The organism is Tessaracoccus defluvii, assembly GCF_014489575.1.
Classification (GTDB): Bacteria; Actinomycetota; Actinomycetes; order Propionibacteriales; family Propionibacteriaceae; genus Arachnia; species Arachnia defluvii.
Map to the genome: position 1 here is coordinate 1 of NZ_CP060789.1, position 17,286 is coordinate 17,286.

Here is a 17,286-nt window from a genome sequence, read left to right on the forward strand (position 1 = left end):
CGATGGGGTCGACGACTCCGGTGAAGTCGTCGGTGATCCTACAGGCTGCCGTCCACCTCGAACTGGACCTTGCCGTAGCTGTTGGCCTTGACCATCTGGGGCTGGAGTGCCCAGGTGCCGGTGGTGGGGACGGTGAACCTGGCGGAGTAGCGGTTGCCGATCGTGGGGTTGGGAGCGGAGAGTTGGGAGCCGCCGGAGAGCATGGGCTGGCTGTTGATCGTCCATGCGGTGTCGCCTGGAAGTGTCAGGCCTCTGGTTTCCATTTCCTGGTAGTGGGTCTCGGTTGCTGAGCGCGTGAATGTGTAGGGCACGGTGACAGCGCTGGAGTTGCCGGCTTCGTCTATGGCCTTGACGGTCAGGGTGCTGGTGCCGGTGACTCCCGGGGGAAGTGTGAGGGTCGCGGTTCCGTTGCTGGCCTTGATGATTCCTCGGGTGGCGTCGGTTACCTGGCCCGCAGACAGGCACGTATGGCCCGTGGTGGAAGGGACTGTCGTGGAGTTGAAGGCGTAGGCGTATCCGGTGATCCGGCTGTCGCTGGGTACGCTCAGGGTGAAGGTTCCTCCTGTGTGATCGCCGACGACCGTTACCGGGTCCGCTGTGACCGATTCGCGGCCGATGGATGGGTGAACGACTTCATGTCCGGGATGGCAGGGACGGTCGTGTCGACGGTGAAGGGCACCGGTGTTGTCCATGGGCTGGTGCTGCTTGTGCCATCTGTGAGGGCGGTGACGGTGCGGGCCCGGATTCGGTAGTCGCCGTCGGCCAAGGTGGATCCCGTCGTCCAGGAAACGTTGACGCCGCGCTGGGTCCTGATGGTGCCGAGTGCCCCGACTTGGGTGTCGGAAGTGGCTTGGAGGATCTGGAACTGGACGTCGATGGGCACGGGGCCGTTGGAGTTGAATTCCCTGCCGGTGGCGGAGAAGGTTGGCTGCTTGGTCCTGGCGTAGGTCCGGCCTGTGCAGGCCAGGGCGTTGCCGAGTGTGAGCCCCGTTGGTGTGCCGGCTGGGAAGATGTATTGGACTGTCAGTGACGGGTTGTTGTCGAAGCGTTTCCAGCCGTATTTGTCCGACTCGTTGGGGGCGCGCAGCCCGAAGTTGATCACGCCGCTCTTGGCGCTGGCGCTCACATAGTTGGCGAGGTTCGCCGAAGTGAATTGCAGGCCGCCGACTCCCGCCCGGCCTCCTGTCTCGAGGAGCGATCCGAGGGGGCCGGGCCAGGCGGTCGAGCTGTTGAACGCGGATGCCTGATGCACCTGAACGTTGGAGGATGCGGCGGAGCCGTTGTGGACCTGGTTGAGGTTCAGCGTGGCCTTTGCGATTACGGGGTTGGCGCCCTCCCACGTCTTGAGTGTCGCAATGTTGAAGGAGAAGTAGGCGCGCGCGGAGTAGTAGGGCGTGCAGCCGGACCAGCCGCAGTAGCCGACGCGCAGGGTCTCGGCGCTGTTGTTGTAGTAGGACGACGCGTTGCTTCGGACGACGAGGTAGTTCAGGCGGCTCGGCCCGATCGAGGGGTCGATGAAGACCGGGTAGGTGACGTCCGCGCCAGTGAGTTCCTCGGCCTCGGGTGTCAGGGTGAGAACTGTCGTGTGCCTTTGGATCGACTCGGCCTCCACCGGTACTTCAATGAGGGAGTCCCCGCTCGAGGTTGCGCTCGGCTCTGTGCCGGCGGCAGCGGTTGAGTCCCACATCATCGGGGCTGGAGAGACGAGCAGCGCGTCACCCGTCGACGACACCATTTGCGTGCTCCCATCGGAGCGGGTCTCGAAGGTCAGGGTCGGTGAGCTTAGTGTGTTCCGGCGAGGTCAGTCGTGACCTTCGGCCATAACCGAGGTGGTTTCAGCGAGTGGCTGACAGCATCATGCCCTGGCAGGGTAATTGATTCTCCGACGGGGTCGGCTAATGGGGGCCCCGACGATTATCGCCCGGGGTGTGCCTGTTAGGGTTCCCGGCAAGTCCAGCAATTGAGGCAAATGGTGGCGATGCTGGGGGCAGTGTCATACCGTGGAAGCAACACTGCAGGTTGATGAGAGGTTCTCCGGCGTGACGCAACGACGACCACTGACCGCCCACGACAGGGCCGAGATCTCCACAGGTCTGAAGGCCGGCTGGGGTATCCGACGGATCGCGGTCCACCTTGACCGGGCCCCGTCCGTCATCAGCCGTGAAGTCCGTCGTAACGCCACCAAGACCTGCGGCTACCGCGTGGTCCGAGCCGACGTCGAGGCCCAGCGCCGCCGCCGACGCCCCCAGACCCGCAAAATCGATGCCGACCCGGTACTGCGGGCCCGCGTGCTGGGCGACCTGAAACGATCCCGAACACCACGCCAGATCGCTGGACGGTTGCGTCTGGAGGCCACTGACCCCACTGTGGAGACCATGGTCCACTCCACACCCGCTGATGGTGCTCAGGTCTCCCATGAGGCGATCTACCGGTTCATCTACGCCCTCCCCAAGGGCGAGCTGGCCCGTAACTCGGTGATGCTCAGGTCCAAGCGCACCAGCCGTAAACCACGCTCAAAGGAAGGGCGCGGAGCGCCGATCGTCGCGATGGTCTCGATCGATGACCGGCCCGCTGACGTCCCCGAACGCAGGATCCCCGGCGCGTGGGAGGGAGACCTGATCATCGGTGCCCACGGCAAATCAGCGGCAGCCACGCTGGTTGAACGCGTCACCCGTTTCACAGTCATCTGCGGCCTTCCCGAAGGGAAGAAAGCCGTCGCGGTAGCCGACACGGTGGCCGAGCGGATGTGGCCCTTCCCTGAGGTACTACGAACCTCGCTGACCTGGGACCAGGGCACAGAGATGGCCGAGCATGCCCGGTTGACCGCTGCTGTGAACCTGCCTGTCTACTTCGCCCATCCCCGCTCGCCATGGGAACGGGGCACCAACGAAAACACCAACGGCCTGATCCGGGAGTACCTACCCAAGGGGACCTACATCACCAGCAACCAGGCCTACCTCGACGCGATCGCTGATGAACTCAACGACCGCCCCGAGCATCCCTTGGCTTCTACACCCCAAGAGAAAAATTCGAAGCCCTCCTCGCAGCCGATGTTGCTTCGACGAATTGACACCGCCGGGGTCTGGAGTAGCAATGGTGCTGGCAGGTCTTCGGCGTCTCCCCGTCGTGCTTACTACCCTTCTTGTCTGCCTTGGATTGGTCCTTACGGCCGCCCCGCCCGCTGGGGCCGACGAGTCTGAGATTCCGAAGAACTGGGCGCCCAAGCCTCAAGTCTGGAAGCCGCTGGTGGCGGTGGACGACCCTGAGGCGGCCTCGGACAAGGGCCAGCAGCCAACGGCCTCGGCTCCTGAGTTGCCGGAGTGGCCCGATGCCAAGACGGCAGTCAATGACGAGAGCGCATCAACTCCGGTTGAGGTCGGTGGACTGCCGGTGGCGGTCGAGGCTGCAGGGGGCGCCGATATTGAGGTGTTGGCCCGGGCCGAGGTTGAGCAGCTCGGGGTGGACGGGGTCGTCGTGGCTGTCTCAACGGCCGTGGATGAGGCGGACCTCGCCGTGACGATCGGCTACGAGGGGTTCGCCGACGCGGGTGGCGCGGGGTTTGGTGAGCGTCTCACGGCCGTCTCGCTGCCTGAGTGTGCACTTACCACTCCGGAGGATCCTCAGTGTCAGGTCCAGACCCCGCTGCCGAGCGTCAACGACCCGGTTGGGCAGACCGTCTCGGCCCAGCTATCCGAGGCGGACGGCGGCTTCGTCAGCGCGGACACCGTCGTGGAAGACTCGACCGCGGGTTCGAATGCCAGGGCTGCAAGGACTGTCGTTGCTCTCGCGGCAGCCGCCTCGGGCTCGAACGGTTCGTTCGCGGCCTCCTCGCTTGCCCCTTCGTCGAAATGGGGGGTCTCGGGAGGTACCGGCGCGTTCACCTGGAGCTATCCGATGATCACACCACCGGCTGGAAACCAGAGTGAGGTCACGCCTGATGTGGCGATCTCCTACAACTCTGCCGTCGTCGATGGGCGGATCGCGTCGACGAACAACCAGCCCGGATGGATCGGCCAGGGGTGGAGCTACGAGGCGGGGTATATCGAGCGCAGCTATCTCGCCTGCGCCGACACCACCGCAGGTGCCGGGCGTCAGGATCTCTGCTGGCAGGGTGAGGTGCTGAACCTGTCACTTGGGGCCAACTCCGCGACGTTGATTAAGGACGATGCCTCGGGAACGTGGCATCCGCAGGAGGACAACGGCACCCTCGTGGAGCGGCGCACGGGGGCCGATAACGGCGCTAAGGACGGCGAGTATTGGCGCCTGACTATGCCCGACGGAACCGTCTACGAGTTTGGCCGTAACTATGGCCCTGGCCGGACCACCCAGGAGCCGACCGAATCCACCTGGACAGTGCCGGTCTACGGGGTAAAGGCGGGTGATCCCTGCTACTCGAGCGCCGGGTTTGCCAGTTCGCGATGCATTCAGGCCTGGCGATGGAACCTCGACTATGTCGAGGATGCCAACGGCAATGCGGCGATGTACTACTACAACAAGGAAACCAACTACTACAACGCGAACCTGGGCTCGACCTTGGTGCAGTATGTGCGTGGCGGTTCGTTGAAGCGGATCGAGTACGGCCTGACCAACAGGTCTGGATCCGTCTACGGTGCCTCCGCCACCGCCAAGATCGAGTTCACGATGGCGGAGCGCTGCATCCCCACAAGCGCGTTCACCTGCGCCGAGGCCCTGTTCACGGCAGCCAACGCCATCTATTGGCCTGATACGCCCCAGGATCAGGCTTGTGCCGCGTCTGGGGTCTGTAACAACTGGGCACCGAGTTTCTGGTCTCGGAAGCGGCTCATCAGGGTCGATATGTATGCCGGGCAGCCCGGCTCGCTGAAGAAGCTGGACAGCTATGCCCTCGAGCAATCCTACCCGGACGATGGTGACAAGGCGCTGTGGTTGAAGTCGATCACTCACACGGGCTACACGGAGTCTGGCGCCGCGCTGACTGAGCCGCCCGTTACTTTCAATGGGATCCTGATGGATAACCGCGTCGATGGCTATCGTGCGCTCGCCCCGATGCTGATGTGGCGGGTGTCCTCCATCGTCGCGGAGAACGGTGCCGTTACCCAGGTGACGTACTCCACCAAGGACTGCACCGCTTCCAGCGTCCCGAACACGGGGTCGTTGCAGGACAACACCCGTCGATGTTTTCCGGTGAAGTGGGCCTCCCCAGGGCAGAGCACCTCGTCCGTGGATTTCTTCCACAAGTACGTGGTCGAGGCGGTGCGGACGATCGACCCGGCGGGTGTGTCGCCATCGCAGCTCAGCTCCTATACCTACGTGGGCACGCCGGCCTGGCGCTTCGACGACAACGAGCTGGTGAAGGCGGCCGACCGCACCTATGGCCAGTTCCGCGGCTATCAGCAGGTGGAGACGTGGAGACCCGGACCGGTGATCCCACGGTCAATACGGTCAATGGTGCCGATAAGCAGACTTTGACGAAGACCTGGTATTTCCGCGGGATGCATGGCGACCAGCTCCCCAGTGGCTCCCGAAGCGTCACGGTCACCAACTCGCTCGGCGAGTCCGCCACGGACTACGAGTATCTCAACGGTCAGGTCTACGAGACGCAGACCTTTGACGGTGCCACGCTGCTGAGTAAGAGTCTCTCCGAGTTCCTCAAGGTGGCTACGACGGCGACTCACGCGCGGACCGGTCTACCGGCGGCAGAGGCGGTCGTGACTGTCTCGCCGCGTAACCGGTCGATCTCCACGATCGCCGCTGGCGGCACGCATGCCGTCACCACGGCGACGCGGTTCGACTCCTTGGGCCGTGCCCTGGCCGTCACCGAGAGCGCCGACGGGAAGCCCTCCGTCTGCACCACGACCAGCTACGCCACCAACCCGACGCGCAACATCCTGCTGCTACCTGCGGAGCAGAACCGGTACGCGGGCGCGTGCCCGGGGTCCGGCGCGCCGACGGGAGAGTTGCTCGACTCGCAGCGCTACTTCTATGACGGCTCCACAACACTTGGTGCGGTTCCCGGCGCAGGCAACATGACGCAGGGCAGTTCCGCGGTGACAAACACGGCCGGGACCGTCGAGTACGCCACCACGAAGAACACCTTCGACGCGTACGGGCGGGCGGTGAGCGCCACCGAATACACTGGCCCAGCCGACACGGTCGGCCGGACCTTCACGACCAGCTTCACGCCCGCCAGCGGTGTGGCCACGTCGATGAAGACCACCAACCCGCTTGGCCAGTCCCAGACCCAGATCCTCGACCTGCGTGGACGGCCGACCAAGGTGACGACAGTGGCCGGGATGGTCACCGAGGTGGAGTATGACGCGCTGGGGCGGATCGTGGCAGTGTGGGAGCCCGGTTTTCCCCGAAGCGGGCCGGCGACCACGAAGCACACCTACGCCGTGTCTCCCAACGGCGTCGATGCCATCACCACCCAGCAGGCCGTCTCCGACGGGTCCGCGATCACCTACACGACCACGATCCAGCTCTTCGACAAGTTTGCGCAACTTGTGCAGACCCAGAGCGATGCCGCTGGCGGGGGCCGGGTAATTGACGACGTGGCCTACGACTCGCACGGCTGGGCTGTTAAGACCAACAACCATTGGTATGCGCTCGGGGCGCCGGCGGCGTCCCTGGTCACCACGGCCGACTCGACCATCGACTCGCGCACGGTGGCCAAGTACGACCAGGCTGGTCGTCCCGTCGAGACGATCTCGTATCGCGGCCTGGTGGAGTCGCGACGGTCAAAGACGATCTACGGCGGGGACCGGATCACCCAGATCCCGCCGGCGGGGGGTACCACAACCCAGGCCGTCTTCGATTCCCTCGGTAACACGGTCGAGCTGCGCCTCTACAAGACCGCGCCCACCGTCTCGGGAAGTACCGTGACCGGGGGAACCTTCACGTCCACCAAGTACGAGCACGACCACGACGGGCAGATGGTCAAGCTGACCGATGCCTCCGGGGCGGTGTGGACGAGCAGCTATGACCTGGCGGGACGGTTGATCTCGTCGAGTGACCCTGATGCCGGGACCAGCACGTTTGCCTACAACCACACGGGCGAGTTGCTGTCGACTACAGATGCCCGCGGCGGTGCTGGCGCGGTGGTCTACGGCTACGACGTGCTTGGGCGCAAGACGTCGGTGCGCAGTGGCTCTCCGCTGGTGCTGCAGGGGGAGTGGACCTACGACACCCTGAAGCCGGGTCTGCCGACCCTCGCCAAGACGTATCTGAGGGGCAATCAGGCCAATGTGCTTGTTGAGGAGGTCACGGGCTACAACGGCTTCGGTCTGCCTACCGGGACGAAGACGACGGTGCCTGCGAGTGAAGGTGCGTTGGCGGGTTCCTATGCCACGACCGTCAGCTACACGCCGACGGGGAGTATCAAGACGGCCACTCTGCCTGCGGCCGGGGGGCTCGCGGCCGAGACGTTGACCTACGGGTATGACGCGCAAGGCCTGGCGACCACCATGACGGGGGCCAACCAGTACGTCACCGAGACCGTCTACAACCCGTTTGGGCAGACGACCCAGGTCACTGGGCGGGAGGGCGGAACCCTGGTGTGGTCCACCACCCAGGACCCGGAGACGCTGCAGGTCACCTCCTCCACGCTGTCGGCGGCATCGGCGCAGCCTCAGGTTGCCCGCCACGCCTACACCTACGACCAGGCCGGCAAGATCACCCGGATTGATTCGGGGCTCCACTATGCCGCCTCGGGTCAGCCGAACGTGCGGACGGTGTGTTACAAGTTTGATCCGCTTCAGCGGTTGACTGATGCGTGGACGGCGACGGATCAATGCCAGACGGCCCCGACGGCGACGGCGAACAGCCAGGTTGGTGGCGTGATGCCGCTGTGGCAGTCGTGGACGTTTGATGATGTTGGGAACCGGCTGACCTCGAAGGTGAACAAGGTTGTCGCCGCGTCGGCTCTGGTGCCCTCCTCATCTACCTACGCCTACGGGACCGCAGGGCACGCGCATGCGTTGACCAGCCACGCGACGGTGACGGGCACCATGACGAAGACAGCCTCGTACACCTACGACGCGGCGGGCAACACGGTGTCTCGGACGGTCGCTGGCAGCACCCAGACGAATGTGTGGAACCCGGATGGTTCGCTGGCGTCTGTCAGTGCGGGGAGCCAGGTCTCTAGGTTCGTCTACAGCGCGGCCGGTTCTGAGGTGCTGCGCACTGATCCGACGGGGACCACCCTGTTCCTGCCGGGTATGGATCTGGTGTTGTCCGGGTCGACGGTGAAGGCTACCCGGTACTACTCGTATGACGGGCAGACGATCGCGCAGCGCAGTCCTGATGGTGTGAGGGCGTTCTTCTCGGATCAGGTGGGCACCAGCCATACCGCGATTGACTGGGGCAACCTTGCCACGGTGACGAGGCGCGTGAGTGACCCGTATGGCATCGAGGTTGCCATGGCTAAGGGGCCGTGGGTGAACGGGCGGGGGTTCCTGGATCAGCCGGTGGATTCTTCGACTGGTCTGGTTGATATGGGGGTGCGGAAGTATGACCCGCAGACGGGCCGGTTCATTTCGGTGGATCCGGTGTTGGATCCGTCGAATCCGTTGTCGTTGAATGGTTATTCGTATACCAATGGTGATCCGGTCAATGATGCTGATCCGTCGGGTGCGTGGTCGTGGAAGTCGGTGTTGAACGCGGGGAAGAATTTCGTCGCGGGTGCTGGGAAGTATGTGGTGCAGTCGGCTGTCGAGATGGGGCAGTTGGGTGCGACGGCGGCGTTGTGGGTGTCGGGGAAGAAGTGGTCGGAGGCGTCTCAGACGGCGTCGCGGTGGGCGAATGGGGCGATGAACGCTTATTCGCGGTTCGAGGACAGGATGGGGGTGAATCGGAACTCGGCTGCGTATAGGGCTGGCTATACGACTGCGATGGTGGTCGACACGGTGTCGAGCTTGATCTCGCCGGCAAAGGGAGCTCTGAAGCTGGCAGCGAAACTTGCCGTGAAGGGCGTGACGAAGGCCGCGGTGAAGCAGGCCGCGAAGAGTGCGGTGAACTCGGTGAAGTCGACGGGCGCTCACGCCATGCGGTCGGTGAAGGCTAGCGCGGCCAAGAGTGTCACGTCGGTGAAGTCGGCTCTTAAGAAATCCAATCCCGCGAGTGTACGGGGCGCTTCCGTGCGGTCGCCCCGAGGGTCAAATGGTGGTCAGTATGCACGTGAGGTCGTGCAGGGTGGCCGTGCTGATGGTCAAACAGTCTTCGCGGGGCATGGTGAGTACCGCCTAGGGTCGGGTGAGGTGACCGTGCCTGAAGGGACCACGATCAAGTTCTATGCTGAGGATGGTGAGGGGATTGTGGACTCGGTGGGGTTGAAAGTCGAGTTGGGGGAGGAACTGGCTCACGTTGAAGCTGTCGGGCCGGGTGGGACAGTTCTCAACTACACGCTAATGGCTCCGAAAGATTTGAAGGTTGCTTCGGGGTCGGTGCTTGTTGAAGATGCAACTGACTTGGCGGAACTGTTGAAACCCGGGATGGGTATCGTCCATTGGGCTTCGTGTCGCAAGTTCGGCGCCCGCCGGCGACGTGACTAGGTGGCGGCATAGAATGGTAGTGTTGTGTCTGGCTGTTGAGAGCTGGTATTTAGGTTGTTTTTGGTCTTGAAGGAGTGTTGAGCAATGTATTTCGAGGACTTGACGTCTTTGCCGGATGGGGATGGAAGGGTGGCGGTTGGCTGGCTGGAGGCTGGGCATGCGTTCACGACCGGTGGATGTGATCCGCGGGTTCGTGACAGGCTCGTTCATCTTGCCTTCGAGCCGGAGGAACGGATGAGGGGTTATCATTATTGTGAATTTTGCACGGAGGAGTCTCCAATCTCGGTGACTGGGGCAGAAGATCCCGGGAAGTTCGTCAACTTGGGTGATGCTGAAATCTGGGTTCGTGATCGTGAGCAGGTTTTCGCCGCGCCAACGTTGATCATTCACTATATTGATGCTCACGGGTATCGTCCGCCTGCGGTCTTCTGTGAGGCTGTGCTGGCGCAGTATCCTTCTTGATCGCTTGGCCATCGGTAGTCGCAGGGGCGGAATGGTGTGTCCGACGGAATCAGTCGTGGTGCGCATCACGCATCGCGGGCGTTTGCCTTCGGACGTGTCCGGGCTGCGCCGGGCCGGGGTCCGGCATGATGCGGTGCTGCGCCGGTTGGCGCATGTCCCGTTCGGCTGGAAGCCCACGATCCTGGAAGTGGTGGTCCCGCGATACCGGTGTTGGCCGTGCGGCAGGGTGTGGCGCCATGACGTGAGGGCGGCGGCGCCGTCGAAGGGGAGGCTGTCGCGTGGATCGGTCATGCAGGCAGTCAAGTCCATCGTGGTCGACAGGATGTCCATCGCCCGGGTCGCGGCCAATCTCGGCGTCGCCTCGGACCCGGAAATAGTGAGTACTTCGTCGTCGGTGACGTGGATGTCACGAACTTGGTCGTAGTCCGACGAGGCTCGTGCGGAGCGTCGCCGCCGGCAGGCCGGCTACGGTCGCTGACCGCAACTTCGGGATGGTCCCCGAGGCTGTCGCGTGGATCGGTCATGCAGGCAGTCAAGTCCATCGTGGTCGACAGGATGTCCATCGCCCGGGTCGCGGCCAATCTCGGCGTCGCCTCGGACCCGGAAATAGTGAGTACTTCGTCGTCGGTGACGTGGATGTCACGAACTTGGTCGTAGTCCGACGAGGCTCGTGCGGAGCGTCGCCGCCGGCAGGCCGGCTACGGTCGCTGACCGCAACTTCGGGATGGTCCCCGACACCCTGGCCGAGGTCGATCCCGCCTTCGAGGAGCGGGTGACCGCCTCCGCCGCCCGGGTGCTGCGGCTGAAGGCGGCCACCGGCCTCCTGGAGTGCGGGGGGAACTAGCCGGTGCGAACCTCCGCGACCGCCGTCGTGCCGTGTAGGCGCACGGTCAGGGCGGTGGCGCCCGGCGCCGGCGAGGCGACCGCGACCTCGTGCCACTCGCCCTCCCGGGCCGGCTCTGGACTGACGGTGACGCTCCTGCCTCCGGCGGAGACGACGATCTCCCCGCCGGCGCCCTTGTCGGCACGCACGAGCAGCCTCAGCTCCCCGGGCAGGGGTTCGACGTGTGGCCACGTCAGCTCGCCGTCGCCACGCCTGGCCCGGTAGGCGGTCCCCGCCAGCAGCCCGGTCGGTACTCCGACCACGTCGCGCCACAGCGGCGCGTGCCAGGCCTGCAGCGGCAGCTGGTGGACACGCTCTTCGCCGAGCGGGGCCTCCAGCGCGACCGACGGGCCGTCCAGCCCCGCCGACGGGGCGGCGACGACCCGCCACGGCGTCGCCGCCGGCGCGAACGCGGCCGCGACAGGCTCCCAGATGAGCAGCCGGTCCGGCCGCAGCGGAACCTCCACCCGTTCCCGGGCGCCGGGCTCCACCGTGACGCGCGCGTGCCCCAGCAGCCGCCTCCCGATCCGGGGATCCTCGTTGACGGCGTAGACCTGCACCAGCTCATGGGCTACCCGGCCGCCGACGTTGGTGACAGTCACCGCGGCTGCCGCGGCGCCGGCCATCACCTCGACGGCGTCGTAGCGGACCTCGCCGTAGGTCAGGCCATGGCCGAGCGGATACAGCGGCCGGTGTGGGCTGTACCACCACGTCATGGCGGAGCCGATGATGTCGTAGTCGAAGATGTCGCCGATGTGCGCCTCGTCGGCCCACCACGTCTGGGCGACCCGGCCCGTCGGCTCGACCCGACCGTCGAGGACGTCCAGCAGCCCGTGACCGAGCTCCTGACCGCCGTGGCTCGTCCACACGATCGCACCGGCGCCATCGGCGACGCCCTCCAGCGAGTAGGGATAGGAGGAGACGATCGTCAGCACGGCGGCCGGCTGGGCGCCCCGGGCTGCAGCCCACAGCTCCTGCTGTGCGGGCGGGAGATGGAGATAGGGACGGTCGGCCGTCTCGCGGCCGTTGATGTGCGGGTCGTTGCCGACGGCGACCAGGACCGTGTCGCAGCCGGCCGCCAGGCGGGCCACCTCGTCGACACCGCCGCTGACGACCTCGACGGCGAACCTGTCCGCCCCCTCCAACGTGTCGGCCGTCGCGGAGACGAGCCCACCCCAGCTCTCCGTACGCAACCAGCGCCGCGAGCCCAGGTGCTGCAGCGACCAGGTGCCGTCGGCGTGCACGTGTCTCCCGAACACCTCATGGGCGACCCAGCCGCCGGGACGGGTCGAGTCCACGTGGACCATGCCGTTGTCGGATCCACGCACGAGGAACCCGCTGGCGTCGTGGAGGATCGTCCACGCGCCGGCGCCCCAGTCGGTGAACGCGAGCACGTTGTCGGCGTCGGGACGCAGTTCGTCGGCGACGAGGACCCCGTCGGCGGCCCGGGTCAGCGGGAGCCCGGTGTGGGGCGACCGCAGGATCACCCTGTCGGCGCCGTCGTGGCGGAGCACCTCGTGCGTCTCGGCGGCGGCGTCGGCGATGGTGCTCATGTACGGCGGGGTGCCGGAGTACCAGTCGTGGCGGACCACGTCGGCCTGCGGCCCGAACACGCCGAGCTGTCCGCGGGTGGGCAGCGGCAGGACGCCGTCGTTGTCCAGGATGACCACCTGTGCGGAGACCGACCGCCGGGCGAGTTCCCGGTGCCCCGGGGTGTCGATCGCGTCGGCGGGGATGTCGCGGTACGGATCGGCCCCGGGGGTCAGCTCGCCGGTGAGGGCGCGCATGAGCAGCAGCCGTCGTGCCGCCATCCGCACATCCGCCATTGAGAGCAGGCCCTGCTCGAGGGCCGCGGTGATCGCGCCGATCGTGTGCGAGCTGTCCGCGTCGCGGTCGGTGAACGAGTCGAGGCCGGCCAGGATGGCGGCCGCGTGTGACTCGGCGGGTGTCGCGAACGCGCGCTCCGCCTCCGTCAGGTTCGTGGGCGCATACGCGTCCGAGACGGCCACGAGGTCGGGCGCGTGCTCCCGCAGGGCCCCGTACAGCTCCTGCGACGTGTGCGCCGGGCGGCCGTTGACCAGGTTGTACGCGGCCATCACCCCGCCGATGACCCCGGCGGCCACCGGCTCGGTGAAGGCGGGCAGGTCGTACTCGTGCAGCACGCGGGGCGGCAGGTTCGACGACGACGTGCACCGGTCGAGCTCGTTGTTGTAGGCGAGCAGGTGTTTGAGCGTCGGGACGGTCTTCCAGAAGACGGGGTGGTCGCCGCGGAGCCCGGAGGCGTACGCGATGGCGCACTCCGCGGTGACGTGCGGGTCCTCGGAGTACCCCTCCTCGTTCCTGCCCCACAGCGGGTGCCGCTGGGCGTTGACGACCGGGGCCCACACGTTCAGTGAGTTCTCCACGGGGTCGGCCGCGTGCTTGGCGCGCTGCTCGGACGCGGTCGCCGCGCCGATCTCGCGCAGCAGGTCCGCGTCCCAGGCGGCGGCCATGCCGGGCGGCTGGGGGAACACGGTCGCCGTGCCCCGCCAGGCCACTCCGTGGAGGGCCTCCGCGCCGGTGTGGAACTCGCGGAGCCCCAGCTCCGGCAGCGCCGGCTGCACCTGATGCAGGAGGGCGACGACGGTGGCGTCGTCGAGTCCCGCGAGGTGGGCATCGACGAGGGCGACGAGGTGGTCGCGGTTCAGCGACGGGGTCATAGGGAGGCTCCTTCGACAGTGAAGTAGGGAATCAACGGCCCTGGAAAGTGGTTGCGCCCGATTGGTCGATGATCTATGGTCAGCATATCGAAGCGTTTCGATAAAGACCATCCGGCTCACAAGGAAGTGAAGTAGCGAGCATGATCAACGCAATTCCCACCCACGTCTCCCGGCGGGGATTCCTCGGCGTCACGGCCGGGATCGCAGGCGCCGCAGTCGTGTCCGGCTGCGCGGGCACCGACGGCGGCACCTCCCCGGGAGGGCAGGCACACCCGGCGGCGCCACCTCGTCCGGCGCCGGCGCTGGCGAGATCCTTCCCAGCTACATCCCCAAGGAGTACGTGCAACCGGACTTCCCGGCACCCGCGAGCGGATACACGTCGATCCCCGAGTTCGTCCAGGCTTTCCCCGCCCCGCCCGGCTCCGGGGGCACCTACAAGGCGATGACGCCGCTGTGGGGAGCCATCCCGCCCACCACCGGGAACCTGTACTTCGACACGGTGAACAAGGCCATCGGCAGCAAGGTCGAGTTCCAGATCTCCGACGGCAACACCTACGGCGACAAGCTCGCCGCCGTCCTCGCATCCCCGAAGGACATCGCGGACTGGGTGTGCATCCCCTCCTGGAACGTCCCGCCGCGCTTCGGCACCGCCGTCGACCAGCTGTTCACCGATCTGACGCCCTACCTGGCCGGTGACAAGGTCAAGGAGTACCCGAACCTCGCCAACATCCCCACCGACGCCTGGCGCTTCTGCGTGTGGAACAACAAGCTCGTCGGCCTCCCGATGCCCGACAGCGGTGTTCCGAACCCTCTGTTCTACCGCGACGACATCTTCGCCGAGCTGGGCATCACCGACCTTCCGACGACGCCGGACGAACTGATCGAGCTCGCCAAGCAGCTGACCGACCCGGGCAAGGGTGTCTACGGTGCCGAGGACCTGTGGACGCAGGCCGCCAACATGTACGAGACGCCGTCCAAGTGGAAGCTCGACGGCGACAAGCTTGTCCACCGGGTCGAGACCGAGGAGTACCGCGGCGCCCTCGAGTGGATCCGCAAGCTGTTCGAGGCCGGCGTCGTGCACCCGGATGCGGTCGCCGGCAACAACGGCGACGCGAAGACCCGCTTCGAGTCGGGCCGCACCCTCATCGCCAACGACGGCATCGGCGGCTGGTCCGAGGCGCTCCAGCGCAACCTGGGCAGCAACCCGGGCTACTCGCAGCGCCCCATGCCGGTGTTCGGCGTCAACGGCACGGATGTCAAGATCTACAAGGGCAATGCCGCCAGCATCATGTCCTACCTGAAGAAGACCGACGACGAGGCGAAGATCAAGGAACTCCTGAAGATCGCCGACTTCCTGGCCTCTCCCTTCGGGACCACCGAATACCAGCTCATCAACTTCGGCGTCGAGAATGAGCATTACACGATCGACGGCGACGGGCTGCCCGTCAGCACCGAGCTTGCCGCCACCGAACTGCAGCCGACGTACATCTTCCTCGTCGACCCGCCGGTGGCCAACACCAAGGTCCAGTTCCCCGGCTACGTCGAGGCGTCCAGCACCTGGATCAACGAGACGGCCAAGCACTTCGTCGACCCGGTCTTCTACGGGCTCAACATCGCCGAGCCGTCGGAGTACGCGTCGCTGGCCACCCCCTTCACCGACCTGGAGAAGGACATCGCCCGCGGACGCAAGAGCCTCTCCGACCTGGATGCGGCGGTCGAGACCTGGCGCAAGTCCGGCGGCGAGGAGCTGCGGACCTTCTACCAGAAGATCCTGGACGAGCAGTAGGCCGATGCGACGCACGCCAACAGCGCCCGGTGCGGAGACCCCCACGCCGCACCGGGCGCTCTCCTTTACGACCCGCCTGCGGCGCGATGCTCCGCTGCTGCTGATGACGATCCCCGCGGTGCTGCTGCTGATGGTCTTCGCCTACCTCCCGATGCTCGGCAACGTCATCGCCTGGCAGGACTACTCGCCCTACGTCGGCATCCGGGAGAGCCCGTTCGTCGGCTGGGCGAACTTCGTGCGGGTCTTCAACAACCCGCAGTTCCTCCACGCCGTCGGTAACACGCTGGTCATCACCCTGTTCCAGCTGGTGTTCTACTTCCCGATCCCCATCGTGCTGGCCCTGCTGCTCAACTCGGTGGTGTCCGGCAAGGTCCGCACCGTGGTGCAGTCGGTCGTCTACCTGCCGCACTTCTTCAGCTGGGTCATCGTCGTGACGGTCTTCCAGCAGCTGTTCGGCGGGGCCGGCCTCATCAACCGGCTGCTGACGGCGCGCGGCTACACCGGCTTCGACCTGATGACGAACCCGGACACGTTCCTGGTGCTCATCACGTCGCAGTCCATCTGGAAGGACGCGGGCTGGGGCATCATCATCTTCCTGGCCGCGCTGTCCACCGTCGACCCGGCGCACTACGAGTCGGCGGCCATGGACGGCGCCAACCGGTGGCGACGCATGTGGCACATCACACTGCCCGCCATGCGGCCGACCATCGTGTTCCTGCTGATCCTCCGCCTCGGCGACGCCCTCAACGTCGGATTCGAGCAGCTCATCCTGCAACGCTCCGCGGTCGGGGCCGAGACCAGCGAGGTCATCGACACGTACGTCTACTACCAGGGCGTCATCAACGGCGACTGGAGCTTCGCGGCCGCGGCCGGCCTGGTCAAGGGCGTCGTCAGCCTCGGCCTGGTCCTCGGCGCGAACAAGATTGCACACGCATTCGGCGAGGCAGGGGTGTACCAGAAGGCATGAGTACCGCAACCATCTCCGAACCCGAGACGACGACGCCCGCCCGGCCGCGTCGGCGCAGCAAGCGGCCCGTCTGGGACGAGGAGCCGAGCCTGCTGGGCACGCTCGGCAAGGGCATCATCCTCGTCCTGATCTCGCTGGCCGTGCTGTATCCGCTGTGGATGATCGTCATCACGTCGCTGTCGACCAACGCCGCCGTCACCAGGGCGGGCGGCATGGTGTCCGTGCCGGACGAGCTGACGCTCGCCGCCTACCGCCAGATCCTCTCCGGAGGCATCGTCACGCAGGCCACGCTCGTGAGCACGTTCGTCACGGGCGTCGGCACGCTGCTGTCGACAGCCGTGTCGATCCTGGCGGCCTACGGTCTGTCGCGGCCCAACTCGCTGGGGCACCGCCCCATCCTGTTCGTCTTCATCGTCACGATGTTCTTCGGCGCGGGCATGATCCCCACCTACCTGGTGGTCAGCGGGCTCGGCCTCATCGACAACCTGTGGTCGCTGATCCTCCCCGGCGCGGTGAGCGCGTTCAACGTCCTCCTGCTGCGGAACTTCTTCATGCAGATCGAGCCGGCCATCCTGGAGGCCGCCCGGATCGACGGCGCGGGGGAGTGGCGCATCCTGACCCGGATCGTGCTGCCCATGTCGAAGGCCGTCATCGCCGTCGTCGCCCTCTTCTACGGCGTCGGCTACTGGAACGCGTTCTTCAACGCCATGCTCTACATCAACGACAACACCCTGTGGCCGCTGCAGCTGGTGCTGCGCAGCTACGTGCTGCAGGGGGCCACCCTGCCCGGCTCCGGCACCGGACAGGTGGACATCATCGAGGGCGCTGTCACGGGCCTGCCGGTCAAGATGGCCGTCGTCGTCCTGGCGATGATCCCGATCCTGATCGTCTACCCGTTCGTGCAGCGTCACTTCACGAAGGGCGTCATCTTCGGCGCCGTCAAGGGATGACGGGGGACAATC

General features: G+C 65.9%; 12 protein-coding genes. 9 read left to right on the forward strand and 3 right to left on the reverse strand.

Going from position 1 to position 17,286, the window contains the following annotated elements; all coding sequences use genetic code 11:
* Positions 1 to 38 precede the first annotated feature (38 nt).
* Both H9L22_RS00005 and H9L22_RS00010 read right to left on the reverse strand, forming a co-directional pair.
* Positions 39 to 692 (reverse strand): hypothetical protein, encoded by a 654-nt coding sequence (locus H9L22_RS00005; RefSeq protein ID WP_187721092.1) that lies wholly within the window; start codon positions 690 to 692, stop codon positions 39 to 41.
* On the reverse strand, positions 584 to 1,735 hold the full coding sequence (locus H9L22_RS00010) for a hypothetical protein (RefSeq protein ID WP_187721093.1): 1,152 nt from the start codon (positions 1,733 to 1,735) through the stop codon (positions 584 to 586). The genes H9L22_RS00005 and H9L22_RS00010 overlap by 109 nt, the downstream gene beginning before the upstream one ends.
* Positions 1,736 to 2,000: 265 nt before the next feature.
* On the opposite strand from H9L22_RS00010, the gene H9L22_RS00015 reads away from it, so the two are divergent.
* From H9L22_RS00015 to H9L22_RS00040, 6 genes are all read left to right on the forward strand, one after another.
* Positions 2,001 to 3,200 carry an IS30 family transposase gene (locus H9L22_RS00015; RefSeq protein ID WP_226965997.1) on the forward strand — a complete coding sequence of 400 codons (1,200 nt, stop codon included), beginning with the start codon at positions 2,001 to 2,003 and terminating at the stop codon, positions 3,198 to 3,200.
* 46 nt (positions 3,201 to 3,246) lie between these two features.
* On the forward strand, positions 3,247 to 5,448 hold the full coding sequence (locus tag H9L22_RS00020; protein ID WP_187721094.1) for a hypothetical protein: 2,202 nt from the start codon (positions 3,247 to 3,249) through the stop codon (positions 5,446 to 5,448).
* On the forward strand, positions 5,385 to 9,527 hold the full coding sequence (locus tag H9L22_RS00025) for an RHS repeat domain-containing protein (RefSeq protein WP_187721095.1): 4,143 nt from the start codon (positions 5,385 to 5,387) through the stop codon (positions 9,525 to 9,527). Before H9L22_RS00020 ends, H9L22_RS00025 begins: the two co-directional genes overlap by 64 nt.
* Positions 9,528 to 9,611: 84 nt before the next feature.
* The gene (locus H9L22_RS00030; protein ID WP_187721096.1) at positions 9,612 to 9,989 is read left to right on the forward strand and encodes a DUF7919 family protein; all 378 of its coding nucleotides are present in this window, start codon (positions 9,612 to 9,614) and stop codon (positions 9,987 to 9,989) included.
* 55 nt (positions 9,990 to 10,044) lie between these two features.
* Positions 10,045 to 10,413 (forward strand): transposase family protein, encoded by a 369-nt coding sequence (locus tag H9L22_RS20100; RefSeq protein ID WP_187721097.1) that lies wholly within the window; start codon positions 10,045 to 10,047, stop codon positions 10,411 to 10,413.
* 246 nt (positions 10,414 to 10,659) lie between these two features.
* Entirely contained in the window at positions 10,660 to 10,833 is a 174-nt protein-coding gene (locus tag H9L22_RS00040) for a hypothetical protein (RefSeq protein WP_187721098.1), read from the forward strand.
* Here H9L22_RS00040 and H9L22_RS00045 read toward each other — a convergent pair.
* The gene (locus H9L22_RS00045) at positions 10,830 to 13,571 is read right to left on the reverse strand and encodes a glycoside hydrolase family 3 C-terminal domain-containing protein (protein ID WP_187721099.1); all 2,742 of its coding nucleotides are present in this window, start codon (positions 13,569 to 13,571) and stop codon (positions 10,830 to 10,832) included. The genes H9L22_RS00040 and H9L22_RS00045 overlap by 4 nt on opposite strands.
* A gap of 340 nt (positions 13,572 to 13,911) precedes the next feature.
* Between H9L22_RS00045 and H9L22_RS00050 the strand changes: the two genes are divergently transcribed.
* From H9L22_RS00050 to H9L22_RS00060, 3 genes are read left to right on the forward strand one after another with little or no spacing between them, the layout of a single operon-like run.
* Entirely contained in the window at positions 13,912 to 15,357 is a 1,446-nt protein-coding gene (locus H9L22_RS00050; protein ID WP_226965998.1) for an extracellular solute-binding protein, read from the forward strand.
* 4 nt (positions 15,358 to 15,361) lie between these two features.
* The gene (locus tag H9L22_RS00055; protein WP_187721100.1) at positions 15,362 to 16,324 is read left to right on the forward strand and encodes an ABC transporter permease; all 963 of its coding nucleotides are present in this window, start codon (positions 15,362 to 15,364) and stop codon (positions 16,322 to 16,324) included.
* Positions 16,321 to 17,274: a carbohydrate ABC transporter permease gene (locus H9L22_RS00060; protein WP_187721101.1), complete on the forward strand. Its 954-nt coding sequence runs from the start codon at positions 16,321 to 16,323 to the stop codon at positions 17,272 to 17,274. The genes H9L22_RS00055 and H9L22_RS00060 overlap by 4 nt, the downstream gene beginning before the upstream one ends.
* The last annotated feature ends 12 nt before the right edge of the window (positions 17,275 to 17,286 follow it).